This window comes from Fredinandcohnia onubensis, assembly GCF_002734285.1.
GTDB classification, from domain to species: Bacteria; Bacillota; Bacilli; order Bacillales; family Bacillaceae_L; genus Ferdinandcohnia; species Ferdinandcohnia onubensis_A.
The window spans coordinates 146,936-165,638 of record NZ_NSEA01000003.1 but is presented as its reverse complement, the minus strand read 5'-3'; the positions used below and the strand labels follow the sequence as shown (position 1 = coordinate 165,638).

The window sequence follows — 18,703 nt, the reverse complement described above, 5'->3', positions numbered from 1 at the left end:
GTCCTCTTATGTTTGTCCTACTTATTCGTTTTGTACTATTACTTCTAATTATTTTCTTATTATATCGGATTTTTAAGTATGTCCTTAACCCAAAGAGGAAACTTGAACTTGCTCAAGAAAAACGAGAATTCTACTGGCTTGACGATCTTGCAAATGTTCATAAAAACTTTTTATTAACATATAAGGGAGTTTTATTTGAGGGAGAAAAATATTTAGGAACTACGAAGAAATCGTTTGAAGTTGTCTCGATTTTTGTTTGGGCCAAAGATGAAAATCTAAAGGGATTAACCTATACAGATTTTCAATACATTGAACGCAGAATTAGTGAAGTATACCCACATGCGAAAATTGATTGGAAAAGTCCGATAAAAGAACTTATTAAAGAAAACAGTCGTGAGCATTAACTCACGACTGTTTTTTTCATTGATAGGATCTGCCTGCCTTAGGTTTGAAAAATTCATGCCATTTGATAATAACTTGTTTTTCTCTTAATAAATAGAACAATAGAGTTAGTGCAAGGAGAATAGCTAGAATAACTGTCGTGGAGAATTCACGGATAAATTGACCGAAAACCGTGTAAAGAAGAGCTACTGGGATATTTGTGTAGAAGGAGCCTTTGGCATATTCTCGAAAATTTCTAGTCACATCTTTGATGCACAATGATAAAAGATGAAAATTAATAAAAGGAATAAGACGTAAGATTGCAATTTGCCCAATCGTAAAATTCACTCGTTCGCCCAGCCATTTTTGCTTGAGATTATTAATTTTTTTTGCCAATCTAGGAACTTGACTATATAAAAAATAGAATAGAATACTAAGCATGGTTAAGCCTAGGATGGAATAGATCGTTCCAAATACGGACCCAAATAATATCCCCCCGACAATACATATAACAGGTACTGGAATGAAAAAGAAGGGACGAATAAGATGCATCCCAATAAATATGATGGGGGCAAGCAGTCCAGTGGATTCAATAAAAACAAACAGAAGTGTCATTGTTTCATCCAAATACACAGCTCACCTCTCTTTCGTTAGTCTACTTCGGTGCTATTTAAGCATATACAAACGTACAAGTTGTTATGACAGGTTAACTAAAATATATGCATAAAGGGCTATCGTAACGACTGTAAGAACGGGAAGCAGGATGACAAATTGCTTATGCTTTGTTTTATGGCGAAATTGTTTCATCCCGAAAGTTGCCCCAAGTGCACCACCTACAATCGCAACAACCCAAATATGCTTTTCAGAAATGCGCCAATTGTTGTTTCTTGCCCTATTTTTATCAATATACATAAGTAAGTATCCATATATATTTAGCATTATATAGATGAAAAGGATATAGCTCATTATTATTCCTCCAATATTGATTAAAACAAAAAAGGTTACTCTCATTTTACAATGGGAGTAACCTTTTTACCTAGACTTATTTGTTTAGGTTGTTTTTAGCTACAGTTGCTAATTCTGCGAATGCTTTTTCATCGCTAACAGCTAGGTCAGCTAGCATTTTGCGGTTTACTTCGATACCAGCTACTTTTAATCCGTGCATTAAACGGCTGTAAGAAAGACCGTTCATACGAGCAGCTGCGTTGATACGAGTAATCCATAGCTTACGGAAGTCGCGTTTCTTTTGACGACGGTCACGGTAAGCATACATTAATGATTTCATTACTTGTTGGTTTGCAACTTTATATAAAGTGTGTTTTGAACCGAAATAACCTTTAGCTAATTTTAATACCTTTTTACGACGTTTGCGTGTAACAGTTCCGCCTTTTACTCTTGGCATTTTGTTTCCCTCCTAAGATCAATAACCGATTATTTAATGTTGTCTAACATGTGACGAATACGTTTGAAATCGCCTTTGCTAACTAATGTAGCTTTACGAAGCTTACGCTTTTGCTTTTGAGATTTATTTCCGAATAAGTGGCTTGTGTATGCATGTGAACGTTTAAGTTTACCAGATCCTGTTTTCTTAAAACGCTTTGCAGTACCACGGTGTGTTTTCATTTTTGGCATAGGGAGTTCCTCCTCAATTCAATTACTTTTCGATTTTAGGTGCTAGTACTAAAAACATGCTTCTACCATCCATTTTCGGGTGGGATTCAATAGTAGCTACTTCAGCACAAGCTTTAGAAAAACGATCTAAAACACGTTGACCGATTTCTTTATGTGTAATCGCACGACCTTTAAAGCGAATAGACGCTTTAACTTTGTCGCCCTTTTCAAGGAATTTAATTGCGTTACGAAGCTTTGTATTAAAATCATGCTCATCAATTGTCGGACTAAGTCTAACTTCCTTAATATTGATAACCTTTTGGTTTTTACGAGCTTCTTTTTCTTTCTTCTGTTGCTCAAAACGGAATTTACCGTAGTCCATAATACGGCATACAGGTGGTTTCGCGTTAGGTGCAACCAATACAAGATCAAGATTTGCTCTTGCAGCAATTTCTAATGCTTCAGTTTTGGATTTGATTCCAAGCTGATCACCGTTTTGACCAATCAAACGAACTTCACGGGCACGAATGCCATCGTTTACCATCATGTCTTTGCTAATAATTAGCCACCTCCAAGGTTTTTTAAAGAATGCCTCGTTTGAAAACTTGCGCATTTTACAGATTTGAGACAAACAAAAAAGTGTGAATGTATACACACCCACACTATTACAATTCATTTACACATTAATGATTAATGAACGTAAGACCTACCAACTGCAATTTGCGTCAATCAGGTGAGAAGCGGGTGCCTCTACTTTCTCAAACAAGTATTCAATTACCTACAAAAGTATAACATCTATGATGATAACTGTCAAACGGTGCAACTAGAATAGCGCAACGAAATTTATTCTAGCATGCACCTTTATGTTTGACAAGCCTTTTTTATTTTTTTACTTCCTGAAGGATCGCTGAAAGGAATGTATCAAAGGACATAGTCTCTGATTTCTGTTCTCCGTATTTGCGGACATTTACTGCATTTTCGCTCAATTCATTATCTCCTACAACAAGCATAAATGGAATTTTTTGCATTTGTGCTTCACGGATTTTATAGCCAATCTTTTCATCACGGTCGTCAATTTCTACACGTAATCCTTCTGCCTGAAGTTTCTCTTGAACATTCTTCGCATAGTCAAGATGTACATCAGGAGAAACTGGAATGACTTGAACTTGAACAGGAGCTAACCAAGTTGGGAATGCTCCTTTGTATTCTTCGATCAAGTAAGCAACAAAGCGTTCCATTGTTGATACAACACCACGGTGAATTACGACTGGACGGTGTTGCTTTCCATCTTCACCGATATAAGTTAAATCAAAACGTTCTGGTAATAAGAAGTCAAGTTGTACAGTTGAAAGTGTTTCATCTTTTCCAAGTGCTGTACGAACCTGAACATCAAGTTTAGGACCATAGAATGCCGCTTCTCCATCTGCCTCGAAGTAATCCAGACCAAGGTCATCCATCGCTGCCTTTAACATGGATTGAGCTTTTTCCCACATTGCATCATCATCGAAATATTTTTCAGTATCTGCAGGATCGCGATAAGAAAGTCGGAAGCTAAAGTCTTGAATATCAAAGTCTTTATAAACCTCTAAAATAAGATTAACAACGCGTTTGAACTCTTCCTGAATTTGGTCAGGTCGAACGAAGATATGTGCATCATTAAGAGTCATTCCTCTAACACGTTGAAGACCAGATAGTGCTCCACTCATTTCGTAGCGGTGCATTGTTCCTAATTCAGCAATACGAATTGGAAGCTTGCGGTAGCTATGGATACCATTTTTATAAATCATCATGTGATGTGGACAGTTCATTGGCCGTAACACTAGCTCTTCATTATCCATTTCCATTACTGGGAACATGTCTTCTTGATAATGATCCCAGTGACCGGAAGTTTTATATAAATCAACGTTTGCAAGTACTGGTGTATAAACATGGTCATAGCCTAGTCTTACTTCTTTATCTACAATATAGCGTTCGATGACGCGACGTATAGTCGCTCCTTTTGGAAGCCATAATGGCAATCCTTGACCTACTTTTTGTGAATTTGTAAACAGGCTTAGTTCCTTACCTAATTTACGATGGTCACGTTCTTTAGCCTCTTCTAGTAAACGAAGGTATTCGTCAAGATCTGCTTTTTTAAAGAATGCAGTTCCATAAATACGTTGAAGCATTTTATTGTCGCTATCTCCACGCCAGTATGCACCAGCAATGCTTAAAAGCTTAAATTCTTTAATTTTTCCTGTTGAAGGAACATGGACACCACGGCAAAGGTCAAAAAATTCACCTTGTTCGTAAATTGATAAAGGTTCACCCTCCGGAATATCTTGAATCAATTCAAGCTTAAGCTCATCACCGATTTCCTCGTATCTTCTTAATGCCTCATCACGAGTTACCTCAACACGATGAATTTCAATATTCTCATTTATGATCTTTTTCATTTCTTTTTCGATTTCAGGCAGATCTTCAGGTGTTAAAGATTTTTCCATATCAATGTCATAGTAGAAGCCATTTTCAATAACTGGCCCTACACCAAGTTTAACATCCTTATATAGGCGTTTAATTGCTTGAGCCATAAGGTGAGCTGTACTATGTCGCATGATTTCTAATGCTGCATCAGTATCTTGGGTAATAATTGCTATTTCACCATCTTCATGGATTTCAGTTCGTAAATCAATTTCTTTTCCATTAAACTTACCAGCGATTGACTTTTTCTTTAGGCCTGGGCTGATTGATCCTGCAATATCTTCTGTTGTTGTTCCTTTAGGAAACTCCTTCACTGCTCCGTCTGGGAATGTAATTTTTACTACATCTGACATCAGTTTTCAACTCCTTTTTCTTGGTAAAAAATAAAATAAAAAATACCCGTCCCTAAAAAAAGGGACGAGTATATGTATCGTGGTTCCACCCTTGTTTCCACTCTAGAAATATCGAATGGCTCAAGAAATAAATAACGGTAATCCCGTCAGTAATTACAACTTTGATCAGCAAAGGTTCACTACTGAAGTTTAGAGGTGGTAAAAGTATCATTCGTGTTAGGAAGCTTCCAGCCTTGTCTTCCCTCTCTGAAAACCGTAATTATACGATCGTGTCCTCATCATAACTTTTAAATTATAGAGTACTCATGTCATGAGTATTTGTAATATGTAGGTATTATAGTCTTATTTAAAAGTTAAATCAAGGGCTGTTCATCTAATTTATATTTTTTTTGCTTTCAGACGTGTGTTTTCAAAGGATTTCTTCGTATAAATTGTGACATTCTCTAAAAAGATATTATGAATGGTCTGAACCATACCATTATCAATCTGGTCCGTATAAATTGAGATCGACTTCGGCGCAATCGACACTAAAGGTGCCAAAACAGCAGAATCAATATACAAGGGCTGGTGTAGGATTAATTTTCGATCAATATATTTAAACAATTCATCTCGCTTAATTTCAGTAAACTCATGATTATAAAAATAAAATTGCTCATCATGTAAAATATGTAATTGTTCAAGCTTCGGTTCTCGCTTTTCTCGAAATTCCCTCAGTCCTTGAATAAATGTTTGATACTCCTGCTCAAGCTTGTATTCATCAATTGCAGATTCGATGATTTGCAATAATGCCTCATTATATGACCGCATGCGAAACTTTAAAAATGATTCAAACGAGAAAGAAATAGGAATTTCCATAAAATCATGAAGCGCTTCTACAATTAGTTGTTCCCGTGGCATGACGTCTTGAACCCCTGGGATATCAGGGTTATTACCATCCATCAATCCTTTGGCAATTTCTAAGATTTGTTTCTTCTCTTCGTAATCGGTAAAGTAAAATAAATTTTCGATATAGTCGAGAATCCAATTGTCCTCTTTGTTATGAATGATAAACTCGGCCATTACTGGAATGACCACAACCTGAACTGCATATTGTATTTTTTCTGAAATGAAAACAGATACCACATTCTGCTCATCATTGACAACCTCTATGTAATCTATAGAAAGAGCTTTTGCCTTTGCAACTAAGCCCTTATACATTTTTTGTGCATCTGCTGTTTCTTGGAAATGCATTTCAATCAAGCTAGTCCCCCCATTTCACCAATACCATTACCCTGTTACATGTATATGGTGAATGGGACAACTTTAGAATTAAAAAAAAACGGCTATCTCTTTTTTGAGATAGCCAATTCGATTAGTAACGTCTGTTTTTTCCTTTTAGTTCAACTGGTTTTGCTAAATATTTAATTCGTTCCATGATTCGAGCAGCTTTGACCTTTTCCTCTTCACCACGTTGTGTATAAGATAAATGGTGTTCGAGGCCTTTAAAATCGAAATTTGATGTGAAGAAGGTTGGTAAGTTTTCAAGCATACGGTATTGCAGAATACTACCAAGAATATCGTCACGCATCCAGCTAGACATCGATTCAGCACCAATGTCATCTAGCATTAAAACTGGTACTTTTTTAACAGCATCTATTTTTGAATTGATCGATTGGTCCTGTAAGGAACCCTTCAACTCCCTCATGAATTCAGGTACATACACAAGCATCGATGAGACCTTTTTCTGAGCCAGTCCATTTGCAAGGGCACCTAAAAAGTAAGTTTTACCAATTCCAAACGAACCGTATAAATATAATCCCTGCATCCGTTTGCCAGGTTCATACTGATCGAGGAATTCCTGAATTAAAAGAATTGCATCTGAACGTCCTTCATCGAATTCAAGGGATTCGAGGGATGCATCAAGAATATCTTTTGGAACATACATACTCTTGATTAAAGATTTATATTTAAGCTGTTCATCATGCATTACCTTTTTCGGACATCTTTCATAGCTTAAATCAATTGCGTTACCTTTAAGTTCAAGATGAGGATGAAAGCCCTGTAGCATATTTTTACACGTATTAAGGCTTTCACATTTATTACATTCCTTGCTTTGATTAATATATTCGTACAGCTTTACAAGACTTCTATTAATCGTATCATTCGTAATTTGATCCTGATGTGCGTTTATAAAGTCTCTTACCTCAGAATGGTTTAATACCTCATGTTTAATTTGTTCATATCGCTGTTGAAAGCCAGCATGATTAGAAAGTTTTTTTAAAGAATCCTGAATCGGTTTCATATCCTCACCCCCAGCTTATTGGTTATTCTTTTTTAGTCTTGCTTCAAATAGACGTTTCTTCTCTTCAAAGGAAGGACTAGAAGGACTAGAAGCTTTTTCCTTTGCTTTTTCCTTTTTTGGAGTTTCTTCTTTTGTACCTTCATCTTCTTGCTTTAACCAGTCAGGTAATAACTCCTTGCGTATCGGTTGTCTTTTATATTTATTTGTCTTTTTATCTGCGGTCCAATTGTGCTTTTTAGCGGTTTCCATTGCATCCTTTACTGTCTTTATATCTAATCTTGCCCAGTTACTGGCAATGGTTTCGATATAAGACTTTGTTAATCTCATATCCGATTTTAACATGACATAATATAACAGTACATTCACAACACCTGGAAGTAAGTTTTGGCGGAACATCACATCTTCTATAATTTTTAATTCAGATACAGAAGGCTGTGACCCTCCAGAGACATCGATAAGAAACTCTTTTGGGGAGATTCTTTCCAGTTTTTGAATCAATTCTTCTTCCTTTGTCTGTGGAACTTTGTTTACCATTGTTTGATTTGGTAATGGTTGAACCCTTTCTGTTAAATTAGGTAATTCATTACCAGTTTCAAATTGATACCAATCTCTTGAAGCCTTTCTTAACTTTTCAATATCAATTTTTTCGTTTGGATCAAGAGCACTCATAACAATACCCTGCATCTCAACCGGATCAATACCATAAAGGAAGGAAAGCTTAGTGATTGCTTCTTTTACTCTAGGTGTAATTGATTTTCTTGGGATCATTACATCTGAAAGACCAGCAAAAAACAAATCAAAATTAAAGATTTCGTTTTCTATTACGAGTTTTTTCTCTTGACTACGATCCATGTATTCTGTATTTTCATCACGTTCAAGATTGCTTTTCATTTCATCACTAATCGTGGAAATCATTTTCGAGACTTGAGCAGATGCAAATACTTCATTAAATGCTTTCGTAATCGGTTTATAAGTATCTAAATCAGGTTCATGGTCGGAAAAGAACTGCTTGAGTTTAAAAAATTTACCTTTTCCTAATCTGTTATACAAATAAACATTAAGTACACCATCCGTAAAAAATGCTCTAGGTGAGAGTGGTGCTTGCAACTCATAGATAAAACTTCTAGAATGCTCATCGGATTTTACAAATGTTTTTAATAAGCCGATTCCTTCAAGCTTTAATCGTTCTTGATAAATATCCTCTAGATTCGTTTGTAGCAGTGCCATTAACGTATAATGGGTACTTTCCTCACCCCATAGTCGGTTTTGCTCCAACTCACTCCACAAAGTCATATATAGACTGAAGGCTTTCATTCCAATAAGAGGTTGGTAAAGCAATGATACAATTTTCCGGTCATAATCATGCAAAAGGTCTGCTGCATGCACAATATAGCGATCGACTGGTACTAGTTCTTTCCAATGCTCCATTTCATCAAAGCCTTCCATTTTTATAGGATGTCAAAAAGTCGGGAGAAAATGACACATGGAATTTCTGCGTTGGCTTGCTTCTCCGTTCCTCACGTATTAACTGCATACGCTCCGGTACTCAAAGCTGCGCCGCCTTGAAATTCTTGGTCCTTTTCAACCTCCTTTTTGAACACGCATTTATAGTTAAAAAAAGAGCTTAACACGAATCTTAAGCCCTTTACCGTTCTCTTTTTATTAATTCCTTTAATTCATCGATAAAAACATTTATATCTTTAAATTGGCGGTAAACTGATGCAAAGCGAACATATGCAACTTCATCTACTTTTGCCAAATGGTTCATCACATACTCACCAATAATATCGCTTTTGACCTCTGCGATCCCTTGACTACGTAATTCCTTTTCAACGTCATGGGTGATATCCTCTAATTGCTTCAAGGAAACTGGACGCTTTTCACAAGCTTTAATTAGCCCGCGCAGCATCTTTTCCCTGCTGAACTCCTCGCGAGTACCTTCTTTTTTAACCACAATCAAAGGAATTTCTTCCACTTTTTCAAATGTTGTAAACCGATATTGGCATTTTTCGCATTCTCGTCTTCTACGGATTGAACGACTATCATCAACTGGGCGTGAATCCAAGACTCTCGTTCCATTATGTTGACAAGTAGGGCATCTCATTCGTAACAACTCCCTTCTTAGGAGAACTCTATGTATTCATATTATAAGAAAGATTTTCTTTGGACAAGGGTTTCTCATCATAAAACCGACTTAAGATTCTTTTTTACCGATGAGAGGAAGTTCTTTATCTAAGCGCTGATATAAATTCATAATGACTTTTTTACTGTAGCCAAAGTCAATTGGTAATAAAAGTGTTTCTGTTGTAACCGCGAAGTCAATCGCTGTTTCAAACGGTCTTACAGAGACGATAGTGGCAACAACAAAGGCTTTTCTTCCTTTTTTTATTGAAATGCTCATTTCGCCGCGTTCTTCTGATATAGAGTTAATATGGTATCCATCTAAATTATTAATGACTTTCGTTACAGCATCGATTGCCTTTTTATTTGTTGTTTTATAATAATGACTTCTTAACTGCTCGTCCGAATGTTTGTCTCTCGTTTCACTGTGATTCGAAAAAAACGTTTGCAATCCCATTTGTTCCACTCCCTATTTTTATCTATTCTATAGTAAAATTATTGTTCTAAATGTAAAAAAAGAGGTGTAATTTATACACCTCTTTCTATTTTAGTTGATTCTTATTTATTTTTAAAGTACTTTTACTTGTGCTGGCTTTACTTGTACTGGGCCCATACCACGTGGAAGCTCAATGTTCTCGCGTGTTTGTGCACCAAGTGCCTCAGCAATATGGTCTGCAGCAATATTCGGATCTAAATCTCCACATGTGTATACATCAATACTTGCGTAACCATGTTCAGGAAAACTGTGAATCGTTAAATGTGATTCAGAGATGATAACAACACCACTAACTCCCTGTGGAGCAAATTTGTGAAAAGCTACCTCACGAATTTCTGCACCTGACTTTAATGCTGCTTGAACAAAAGTTTCTTCAATACCTTGCATGTCGTTTAATTTTTCAAAATCGCAACCCCATAATTCAGAGATTACGTGACGTCCCATAGTTTCCATAGTTTAATTGTTCCCCCTCTTACCATAATTTCGATGAGTTCTTCGCGTAAAGCATGAGCATAACTACCACGGGGGAAAGTTAGTCCAGAGAGGTCCTAACCCTTTAAGTAGCTACAAAAGCATAAGCTTTTAAGAAGTTCACGAAAACTAGTATACTAAGTTTATATACATTTAGCAATACGTTTTTATTAAACTAAATAATAAAACCTTCCCACGATTGGGAAGGTTTCTGATTTAACCTACTTTTGCTTCAGTTTTTCGGATGATTTTTTCGCCAACATATTTGACTAAATCTACTACTCTACAAGAATATCCCCATTCATTATCGTACCAAGCTAACACCTTTACCTTACGATCTCCTATGACCATTGTTGATAATCCATCAACAATAGACGAATGTGGATTTGTATTAAAGTCAATGGAAACTAATGGTTCAGTCGTAAAATCTAAAATCCCCTTTAAAGCCCCAACCGATGCTGTTATAAAAGCTTCATTAATTTCTTCAATCGTTACATCTCGTTCAACATCCACAACTAAATCAACTAAAGAAACATTAGGTGTTGGAACACGTAATGCCATTCCATGTAATTTTCCTTTTAGCTCTGGCAATACAAGTGATAATGCCTTGGCCGCTCCAGTGGATGTAGGAATAATGGATTGTGCGCAGGCTCTTGCTCTTCTTAAATCTTTATGTGGATTATCGATATTTTTTTGGTCATTTGTATAAGCATGAACCGTTGTCATTAAACCGTTCACAATTCCAAACTGTTCATTTAAAACTTTCGCAACTGGTGCTAAGCAATTCGTTGTACAAGAAGCGTTCGAAATGATGGCATGATTTTCATGGTCATATTTTTCTTCATTTACACCCATTACAATGGTAATATCCTCATCCTTACCAGGTGCAGTTAAGATGACTTTTTTTGCACCGGCCTGTAGATGTAGGCTTGCTTTTTCTTTTGAATTAAATTTCCCTGTTGCCTCAATCACAATATCTATATTCAATCTTTTCCAAGGAAGCTCTATAGGATCACGGGAGCTAAGAAGCTGAATGCGCTTACCGTTCACCAATAATGAGTCATCCTGTGGGATGATTTCCGCATCGAACTTACCATGGTTTGTATCATATTTTATTAGATGTGCTAGTGTGTCAGCAGGGTAGCTTGCATTGATAGCGATTATTTCTAATGTATCATCCATAATTGCTTTTCTAAATACCATTCTTCCAATACGGCCAAATCCATTGATTGCGATTCTTGGCTTCATCAAAACCCCTCCACGATATATGTTATACTTTTTATTGTTAATTTCTACAATTAGTATAACACATTAAAACACATATGTAACACTTTAATTCATTTTTTTATAAAAATGGTCATTTATACGTCCTTTTGGTTATTTCTTAATGGTATTCCACCTACTTAAAGCATAAAAAAGGTATCTCGTATTAGAGATACCTTAGTTTTATTTTATAGTTTTATACCCCACTGCTTGCAAATTTCGTGTAACTGATCCTTTGTGGCCTCAATTGTACCATTGTTATCAATTACAGCATCTGCAAGTTGAATTTTATCCTTAAGCGGCATTTGTGATTGGATCCTAGCTTCTGCTTCCCCGTTACTGAGATTATTTCGATTCATTAGGCGTGTTAATTGTGTCTCATAATCAACATAAACAAGTAGGGTATGATCAACTAATGCAGTTAACTTACTTTCAAATAACAATGGAATATCCAAAATAACGGTTTCTTCGCCGTTGTTAAGATGTTCTTCTTTTTCTTTTATCATTTGTTTTCGAACAGCAGGATGAACAATTGAGTTTAATAACAATCGTTTCTCTTCATTGAAAAAGACGACCGATCCTAATTTTTGCCTGTCAATCGTCTCGTCAGGTAATAGAATGTCCTTGCCAAATGATTGAACAATTTGTTCATATGCTTCTTCTCCAACCTCAACCACTTTACGTGCAATAACGTCTGCATCTATGACAACAATTCCTGCTTCTTTGAACATCTGTGATACTGTACTTTTTCCACTTGCAATTCCACCTGTTAATCCGATTGTTAATGCCACGTTTCCAATCTCCCTATTGCGTTTTATTTTAGAATTTCCATATACCAATTAAAATCAGTAAGATTCCAGGTAAAAATGAAAATTTTTGAACCCAACTTTTCTTTGAAAAAACAGCACCGCTTTTTATACCCGTATAAACAAAAAGCGAGCTCATCACGGCAACCAACAAAGCCATTACCAATGGAGAGAAGCCTAATAAAGCTGCACCGATTCCAGCCCCAAAAGCATCTAGAGAAAGGGCAAGACCTAATAAAAATGCTTCAAAACCGGTAATCGTTCCTGAATTATCAAGATCCGCAACCATTGGCTTCTTCAATATATTGATAACAAGTCCAAGTGATTTTATTTCAACTTTCACTAATAGCTTTTCTTCATTTTGTTCAGATGCTTGGGAGGTTGGTCGAAAAAACTGAAACAATACCCAGACACCAATTAACATGAGTACAATACCACCCAGTCGATCAGCGATTGCAGGCGATAGCAATAACGCAATAGACTTTCCTAATCCCATGGCGGCTGCCATCGTTACTGCTGAACAACATGCGATTGTAATGATTGATTTAAAAGGTATTTTCATTTTCCTCATTCCGTATGTGAACCCAACACTAAAACTATCCAAGCTTACTGCAAATGCTAATAATACAAGTGATGCCAATTGGGACATCTCACAGAGTCTCCTTCCTATCGATTGCTAAGATAGTATATGGAGGGAGCCCATTTCATGTGAAATGTCCAAAGGGTGTCAAAAAGTCAATAATAATGACACATCGAATTTATATATATTATTTTGTTCTCTTTTTGTTCTTCTGGCATTTTGGGCAGAAATGGGTGCCTCTGCCGCCGACAACTGTTTTTTCAATTTCTGTTCCACATGTTTGGCATGCTTTACCGTTTTGACCATATACGAAGAGTTGTAGTTGGAACATCCCAATTTCACCTTGCGTATTAACGTAAGAGCGTATTGTACTTCCACCTTTCTTAACAGCTTCATTTAACGTTTGAATGATCTCATGGTGGAGTATTTTCATTTCCTTTTTGGTAAGGGAATTTGCTGCACGTTCTGGGTAAATGCCCGCTCTAAATAGTGCCTCATCAACATATATATTCCCAAGCCCTACGAACTTTGTTTGATCAAGGAGCGCGACCTTAATTTTACGATTAGTCTTAGATAACTTTTCTTCTAAATACTTTAATGAAAATTCTTTTGAAAATGGTTCTGGTCCTAATTGAGATAATGGTAGGCTCTTCTCTTCTTCGCCTTTTTTAAATAAATGCATCGTTCCAAATTTCCGAACGTCTCGATAGCGCAGCTCGGTTCCATCAGTAAAAGTGAACAATACATGTGTGTGTTTGTCATAAGGATCTTCTTTAGCATAGAGGCCGTACCTGCCTTCCATACGTAAATGAGAAACCATCACATAATCATCTAAAATAAACTTTAAAAATTTACCTCTTCTGTCCACATCATGAATCGTCTGTCCACGAAGTGCATCACAAAACTGCTCTGGCTCTTCCGGTTTTTTGATGATTTTTGACCATAAAACCGTTACCTTTTCAATTGTTTTGCCATTTACAAGCTGGGTTAACGTGCGCCGAACGGTCTCGACCTCGGGTAACTCCGGCATATGATCACATCCTTTTTCGACTTACTTGGCATCATACCAAGTCTTACCGTACTCATAATCAACCTTTAAAGGAACTTTCAAGGAAATGGCATTTTCCATTACTTCAGGTACGATCTTCTTCAAAATCTCAATTTCTTCTTCTGGTGCTTCGAAGATCAATTCATCATGTACTTGTAATAGCAACTTTGCTTGAAGCTTTTCTGCTTCTAATCTGTCCGCCATATCAATCATTGCCTTCTTAATGATATCAGCAGCACTTCCTTGAATTGGAGTATTCATTGCTGTTCTTTCAGCAAAGCTACGAACATTAAAGTTACGAGCTGTAATTTCAGGGATGTATCTTCTTCTATGAAGAAGCGTAGATACGTATCCTTTCTGTCTTACGTCCTCAACAATTTCTTCCATATATTCTTTAACACCTGGAAAGCTTGCAAAATAACGTTCAATAAAGTGACCTGCTTCCTTCCGGGTGATTCCAAGGTTCTGAGACAATCCGAAATCACTAATTCCGTACACAATCCCAAAGTTTACAGCCTTTGCCTGACGACGCATATTGGAGGTTACTTCCTCTTCAGTTACATGGAACACATCCATGGCAGTCTTTGTATGAATGTCCAGATCATTCGTAAAGGCACTAATCAGATTTTCATCATTGGCAATATGGGCTAATACTCTTAGTTCAATCTGGGAATAGTCCGCTGCAAATATAAACCAATCCTTTTGTGAAGGGACGAAAGCTTGTCTGATCTTTCTTCCTTCTTCCAAGCGAATTGGAATGTTTTGCAGGTTCGGGTCTGTCGAACTTAGTCTTCCAGTTTGCGTCAAAGCTTGCTGGAATCGAGTATGAACCTTACAAGTATCTCCATGCACAACCTTTAATAAGCCTTCAATATAGGTTGATTGAAGCTTACCAATTTGACGATAATGCAAGATATATTCAATAATTTCATGTTCCTTAGCTAGTTTCTCAAGGATATCAGCAGAAGTGGAATAACCCGTTTTTGTTTTCTTGTACACAGTTAGTTGGAGCTTTTCAAAAAGAATGACACCTAGCTGCTTAGGGGAATTAATATTAAACTCCTCTCCAGCCAGTTCATAAATTTTTTGTTCAAGCTCCTGAAGGTGTTCCTTTAACTCTTCTCCCATTCCTTTTAAACGTTCTACATCGACCTTTATCCCTATCGATTCCATGTCTGCAAGGATTAGGGACAACGGCATTTCCAAATCAGTAAAAAGTTCATACTGTTCATTTTCTTGGAGTTCATACAAGAACAAATCTTTTAATTTTGTTAGGCTAATTGCTTTTCTCACTAAGTGTTCAGAAAGAATTTCTTCGTTAGGAATGCTTTGTTTGGCTCCTTTACCGTACACTACTTCATCAGATTGTACATCTGTTATTCCCTTTAATTTTGCCACTGCAGCAACATCTTCAGTCGAGTCAGACGGATTTAAAATATAAGATGCAATTAAACAATCAAAGTCAATTCCTTGTAGATTGATGCCTTTCCATCTTAAAGCCACAATCGATTTCTTTGCATCAAAAACGATTTTCTTTTTCTCTTTGTCGTTTGCCCACTGTTGAAAAGCCTCTGATTCGAGAGCTAACTTTGTGGGTATATAATAATTTCCATTCTCGTTTGAAATTGAAAATCCTTGGATATCTGCCTTATGATAACTTTCATCAAGCACCTCCACAATTAAAGAAGATTCAGTTGTTAACACATCTTCAGTAATTTCATCGACGATTTTATAGGAGATCTTTTCTAAAGGCTTGTCCTCATTCGACTCGCTACCCTCAACCTTATCGAGTAAGGAATTAAATCCGAGCTCTTTGAAAAGTTTTGTTACTTTATCACCATCATAGCCGTTATATTCCAGTTCAGAAATTCCAATTTCAATTGGGGCTTCACGATAGATAGTCGCAAGCTGCTTACTCATGATTGCTTGGTCCTTATTTTCCTCAAGTTTTTCTTTTAGCTTCTTCCCACTTACCTTATCGATTGAGTCTAATAGTTCTTCTAATGTATTGAACTCCTGCAATAATTTCAGTGCTGTTTTTTCGCCTACACCAGGGACACCCGGAATGTTATCAGAGTTATCTCCCATTAGCCCTTTCATGTCAATTATTCGTTCAGGTGTAATCCCATACTTCTCTTTAATAAACTCAGGAGTGTAAGAATCTACATCTGTGATCCCTTTTTTCGTAATATCTACTGTTATCTGTTCTGAGGCTAGCTGTGTTAAGTCTTTATCACCTGTGATAACTTTAACCTCAAAGCCTTCTTTTTCAGCTTGAAGAGATAAAGTTCCGATGATATCATCGGCTTCATAATTTTCTAACTCATATCTGGCAATCTTGTAAGCATCAAGTAATTCGCGTAAAAATGGAAACTGCTCTGAAAGCTCAGGAGGTGTTTTTTGTCTGCCACCTTTATATTCGCTAAACGTACTATGTCTAAATGTTGTTTTGCCTGCATCAAAGGCTACTAATATATGTGTCGGTTTCTCCTGTTCAAGAATTCGATTTAAAATCATGGTAAAGCCATAAATGGCATTGGTATGTACACCTTTATCATTATTAAGAAGTGGTAGGGCAAAAAATGCACGATATGCGATACTATTTCCATCCACTAAGACAATCTTTTTATCCAAGAAAAATCCTTCCCTTCTATTACGGCATTCGGACCTTCCATGCTACACATCCCTTAAATCATCAAAAAAATAGCCGTTATTTCCTACTGTTCATTTTATCATGTCATGAACAGAATGAAAAATAACGGCTACCTAATTAATTGTTATTCAGTATACCCCATTAACAATCTTGCATATGGAGAGTCAGCTGGTAAAATGATAACTGTTTCTCCATCAATTGTAGTCTTATAGGATTCAAGTGTACGGAATAGGTTATAGAATTCTGGGTCCTTCGAGAAAGCCTCGTTGTATATACGAGCCGCTTCTCCTTCCCCTTGGCTTCGAATAATTTCTGCTTCTGCTTGCGCTTTTGCAATAATTTCTTTTACTTCCCTGTCAGTTTCAGCTTCGATTTTGTTTTTCTCAGCGTCTCCTTCAGAGAGGTAGTTTTGTGCTGTTGACTCACGCTCCGAAATCATTCTTGTATATACGGATTGTTCGTTTTCAGCTGGTAGATCTGTACGTTTCATCCGAATATCTGTTACAACGATTCCATATTTATCTTCTTCAAGATTTTTATTTACAATTTCTGTAATGCGGTCATTGAGGCTACCGCGTTCTGATTTCTCATCATTAATTATTTCATCATAATTCAATTGACCAAGCTCTGTTCGAATGGCAGAATAAACGAATTCATCGAGTTTTGCTTCTGCATTTACAACCGTTCTTGTTGTCGAAATCATTTGTTTTGGATCTTCAATACGCCAAATAGCATAATTATCGATCATCATTCGCTTTTTATCTTTCGTGTTGATTTCAGCCTCTTCAACATCATAGATCATTTGATATTTTGGTAATGTTTCAACAGACTGGATAAATGGAATTTTATAGGAAAGTCCTGGTGTTTCTACAATTCGGACAACTTCACCAAATTGGCGAACAACTTTATATTCTCCTTCTCTAACAATGAAAATGTTAATTACAACAATTCCAATTAAGATGATAGCTATTAGGATGCCAATTCCACCCTTTGTATATTTGCTAAAATTATTGGAACCCTTTTTTTCGTTTAAGTCCACAACGTTTTCACTCATTGGTTACCACTCCCTTCTGTTTCTACAGGAGGAACCTGCGTTTGGCTACCAGCTTGACGGATTGGCAAGTACTTCATTGTATTGCCATCATCCTTCATAATGTAAATTTCTGTATGTGGTAATACTTGATCTAATGTTTCTAGAACTAAACGTTTTCTAGTAATCTCTGGATTCTTCACATATTCGTTATATAAAGCATTAAATGTGGCAACATCCCCTCGAGCAATTTCGATACGTGCTGCTTTATCCCCATTCGCTCGAGAAATAAGCGCTTTTTCCTCACCTTTTGCTTCATTCATTTTTTGGTTACGGTATTTATTTGCTTCGTTTACTTTTGTATTTCTTGTTTCACGGGCATCTGTTACATTCGTAAATGCCTTACGAACTTTATCATTAGGTAATTCAACATCCTGTAATTTAACAGCTGTTACTGAAATTCCAATATCATATTTCACTAAAAGATCGGCTAATAAATCTCTTACCTCAGCTTCGATTTCCGCCTTACCTGATGTTAGAGCATCATCAATTTTTGAACTTCCGATAATACTTCTTAAAGAAGCAGAAGTAGAATTATATAGGATTTGCTCAGGATCCTCAGAATTAAATAAGAATTTTGATGGATCGGTTATTTGCCATTGAACAACCATATCTGCTAATACAATATTTTCATCACCAGTAATCATTTTTGTATCCTTTGGCACGTCGGTAATTTCGCCATCCTTTTGATCATAGCCAAACTGTAAACTAAATGTTGTTTTAGGCAGTTTCTCTACATCTTGGATTGGCCATGGCATTTTAAAATGTAGGCCTGGCTCTGTAATTCCTTCATCCGCTTTCCCAAAGGTTAATATAATTGCTTGCTCTGATTCATCAACAGTGTACCATGATGTAAAACCAACGACACCTAAAATCAAAACGAGCACACTTAGTCCAACAATCGTATATATTCGTTTTAAACTAACCATGCTTTCCCCCCTCAATTTATTGCTATATTGTTTTATACGAATATCTTGTAAAAAGGTTTCAGTTTCATAAAAAAAATGACAAGGATATTACGTCCTTGTCAAAAAAGTTTGGCCTTCTGAATGAAGGGGTTCTCATATACATCATACGGTTTGTATATTA

20 protein-coding genes and 1 other annotated feature are annotated in these 18,703 nt (G+C 36.4%); of the genes, 1 reads left to right on the top strand and 19 read right to left on the bottom strand.

The window, feature by feature from the left end:
• The first annotated feature begins 8 nt into the window (after positions 1-8).
• Positions 9-404: a sigma-w pathway protein ysdB gene (locus tag CKJ95_RS03630; RefSeq protein ID WP_099352038.1), complete on the top strand. Its 396-nt coding sequence runs from the start codon at positions 9-11 to the stop codon at positions 402-404.
• A 16-nt stretch (positions 405-420) separates the two neighbouring features.
• Here the strand turns inward: CKJ95_RS03630 and CKJ95_RS03625 are convergent, their stop codons facing one another.
• The 19 genes from CKJ95_RS03625 to hflK form a co-directional block, all read right to left on the bottom strand.
• Positions 421-1,014, bottom strand: coding sequence for a TVP38/TMEM64 family protein (locus CKJ95_RS03625; protein WP_306475350.1), 594 nt, complete (start codon positions 1,012-1,014; stop codon positions 421-423).
• A gap of 63 nt (positions 1,015-1,077) precedes the next feature.
• Positions 1,078-1,347 carry a DUF1294 domain-containing protein gene (locus CKJ95_RS03620; protein ID WP_099352036.1) on the bottom strand — a complete coding sequence of 90 codons (270 nt, stop codon included), beginning with the start codon at positions 1,345-1,347 and terminating at the stop codon, positions 1,078-1,080.
• 76 nt (positions 1,348-1,423) lie between these two features.
• Positions 1,424-1,783: a 50S ribosomal protein L20 gene (rplT, locus tag CKJ95_RS03615; protein ID WP_099352035.1), complete on the bottom strand. Its 360-nt coding sequence runs from the start codon at positions 1,781-1,783 to the stop codon at positions 1,424-1,426.
• Positions 1,784-1,812: 29 nt separating this feature from the next.
• On the bottom strand, positions 1,813-2,013 hold the full coding sequence (gene rpmI, locus CKJ95_RS03610) for a 50S ribosomal protein L35 (protein WP_057999468.1): 201 nt from the start codon (positions 2,011-2,013) through the stop codon (positions 1,813-1,815).
• 22 nt (positions 2,014-2,035) lie between these two features.
• On the bottom strand, positions 2,036-2,554 hold the full coding sequence (gene infC, locus CKJ95_RS03605; protein ID WP_142353924.1) for a translation initiation factor IF-3: 519 nt from the start codon (positions 2,552-2,554) through the stop codon (positions 2,036-2,038).
• A gap of 65 nt (positions 2,555-2,619) precedes the next feature.
• Positions 2,620-2,754, bottom strand: a sequence feature (ribosomal protein L20 leader region).
• 119 nt (positions 2,755-2,873) lie between these two features.
• Positions 2,874-4,805: a threonine--tRNA ligase gene (gene thrS, locus CKJ95_RS03600; protein WP_099352034.1), complete on the bottom strand. Its 1,932-nt coding sequence runs from the start codon at positions 4,803-4,805 to the stop codon at positions 2,874-2,876.
• Positions 4,806-5,183: 378 nt separating this feature from the next.
• The gene (gene ytxC, locus CKJ95_RS03595) at positions 5,184-6,035 is read right to left on the bottom strand and encodes a putative sporulation protein YtxC (RefSeq protein WP_257215715.1); all 852 of its coding nucleotides are present in this window, start codon (positions 6,033-6,035) and stop codon (positions 5,184-5,186) included.
• A 121-nt stretch (positions 6,036-6,156) separates the two neighbouring features.
• On the bottom strand, positions 6,157-7,086 hold the full coding sequence (gene dnaI / locus CKJ95_RS03590; RefSeq protein WP_099352032.1) for a primosomal protein DnaI: 930 nt from the start codon (positions 7,084-7,086) through the stop codon (positions 6,157-6,159).
• Positions 7,087-7,101: 15 nt separating this feature from the next.
• Positions 7,102-8,514, bottom strand: coding sequence for a replication initiation and membrane attachment family protein (locus CKJ95_RS03585; RefSeq protein WP_099352031.1), 1,413 nt, complete (start codon positions 8,512-8,514; stop codon positions 7,102-7,104).
• A gap of 217 nt (positions 8,515-8,731) precedes the next feature.
• Positions 8,732-9,190, bottom strand: coding sequence for a transcriptional regulator NrdR (nrdR, locus tag CKJ95_RS03580; RefSeq protein ID WP_099352030.1), 459 nt, complete (start codon positions 9,188-9,190; stop codon positions 8,732-8,734).
• Positions 9,191-9,280: 90 nt separating this feature from the next.
• Positions 9,281-9,664: a cytosolic protein gene (locus tag CKJ95_RS03575; protein ID WP_099352029.1), complete on the bottom strand. Its 384-nt coding sequence runs from the start codon at positions 9,662-9,664 to the stop codon at positions 9,281-9,283.
• Positions 9,665-9,775: 111 nt separating this feature from the next.
• A complete protein-coding gene (gene speD, locus CKJ95_RS03570) occupies positions 9,776-10,156 on the bottom strand; it encodes an adenosylmethionine decarboxylase (RefSeq protein ID WP_099352028.1) in 381 nt (126 codons plus the stop codon).
• Between the two features lie 234 nt (positions 10,157-10,390).
• The gene (locus CKJ95_RS03565) at positions 10,391-11,422 is read right to left on the bottom strand and encodes a glyceraldehyde-3-phosphate dehydrogenase (RefSeq protein ID WP_099352027.1); all 1,032 of its coding nucleotides are present in this window, start codon (positions 11,420-11,422) and stop codon (positions 10,391-10,393) included.
• Between the two features lie 203 nt (positions 11,423-11,625).
• A complete protein-coding gene (gene coaE / locus CKJ95_RS03560; protein WP_099352026.1) occupies positions 11,626-12,228 on the bottom strand; it encodes a dephospho-CoA kinase in 603 nt (200 codons plus the stop codon).
• Between the two features lie 28 nt (positions 12,229-12,256).
• Positions 12,257-12,892, bottom strand: a complete 636-nt coding sequence (gene ytaF / locus CKJ95_RS03555; protein WP_099352025.1) for a sporulation membrane protein YtaF — start codon at positions 12,890-12,892, stop codon at positions 12,257-12,259.
• A 118-nt stretch (positions 12,893-13,010) separates the two neighbouring features.
• The gene (mutM, locus tag CKJ95_RS03550) at positions 13,011-13,853 is read right to left on the bottom strand and encodes a DNA-formamidopyrimidine glycosylase (protein ID WP_099352024.1); all 843 of its coding nucleotides are present in this window, start codon (positions 13,851-13,853) and stop codon (positions 13,011-13,013) included.
• 21 nt (positions 13,854-13,874) lie between these two features.
• A complete protein-coding gene (polA, locus tag CKJ95_RS03545) occupies positions 13,875-16,505 on the bottom strand; it encodes a DNA polymerase I (RefSeq protein WP_099352023.1) in 2,631 nt (876 codons plus the stop codon).
• A 143-nt stretch (positions 16,506-16,648) separates the two neighbouring features.
• The gene (gene hflC, locus CKJ95_RS03540) at positions 16,649-17,578 is read right to left on the bottom strand and encodes a protease modulator HflC (protein WP_099352022.1); all 930 of its coding nucleotides are present in this window, start codon (positions 17,576-17,578) and stop codon (positions 16,649-16,651) included.
• Entirely contained in the window at positions 17,575-18,543 is a 969-nt protein-coding gene (hflK, locus tag CKJ95_RS03535; protein ID WP_099352021.1) for an FtsH protease activity modulator HflK, read from the bottom strand. The genes hflC and hflK overlap by 4 nt, the downstream gene beginning before the upstream one ends.
• Between the last annotated feature and the right edge of the window lie 160 nt (positions 18,544-18,703).

Coding starts and splice junctions, on each gene's coding strand:
- CKJ95_RS03630 (WP_099352038.1), top strand. CDS start 9: ATGTTTGTCCTACTTATTCGTTTTGTACTATTACTTCTAATTATTTTC.
- CKJ95_RS03620 (WP_099352036.1), bottom strand. CDS start 1,347: ATGAGCTATATCCTTTTCATCTATATAATGCTAAATATATATGGATAC.
- rplT (WP_099352035.1), bottom strand. CDS start 1,783: ATGCCAAGAGTAAAAGGCGGAACTGTTACACGCAAACGTCGTAAAAAG.
- rpmI (WP_057999468.1), bottom strand. CDS start 2,013: ATGCCAAAAATGAAAACACACCGTGGTACTGCAAAGCGTTTTAAGAAA.
- thrS (WP_099352034.1), bottom strand. CDS start 4,805: ATGTCAGATGTAGTAAAAATTACATTCCCAGACGGAGCAGTGAAGGAG.
- ytxC (WP_257215715.1), bottom strand. CDS start 6,035: ATGCATTTCCAAGAAACAGCAGATGCACAAAAAATGTATAAGGGCTTA.
- dnaI (WP_099352032.1), bottom strand. CDS start 7,086: ATGAAACCGATTCAGGATTCTTTAAAAAAACTTTCTAATCATGCTGGC.
- CKJ95_RS03585 (WP_099352031.1), bottom strand. CDS start 8,514: ATGGAGCATTGGAAAGAACTAGTACCAGTCGATCGCTATATTGTGCAT.
- nrdR (WP_099352030.1), bottom strand. CDS start 9,190: ATGAGATGCCCTACTTGTCAACATAATGGAACGAGAGTCTTGGATTCA.
- CKJ95_RS03575 (WP_099352029.1), bottom strand. CDS start 9,664: ATGGGATTGCAAACGTTTTTTTCGAATCACAGTGAAACGAGAGACAAA.
- speD (WP_099352028.1), bottom strand. CDS start 10,156: ATGGAAACTATGGGACGTCACGTAATCTCTGAATTATGGGGTTGCGAT.
- CKJ95_RS03565 (WP_099352027.1), bottom strand. CDS start 11,422: ATGAAGCCAAGAATCGCAATCAATGGATTTGGCCGTATTGGAAGAATG.
- ytaF (WP_099352025.1), bottom strand. CDS start 12,892: ATGTCCCAATTGGCATCACTTGTATTATTAGCATTTGCAGTAAGCTTG.
- mutM (WP_099352024.1), bottom strand. CDS start 13,853: ATGCCGGAGTTACCCGAGGTCGAGACCGTTCGGCGCACGTTAACCCAG.
- hflC (WP_099352022.1), bottom strand. CDS start 17,578: ATGAGTGAAAACGTTGTGGACTTAAACGAAAAAAAGGGTTCCAATAAT.
- hflK (WP_099352021.1), bottom strand. CDS start 18,543: ATGGTTAGTTTAAAACGAATATATACGATTGTTGGACTAAGTGTGCTC.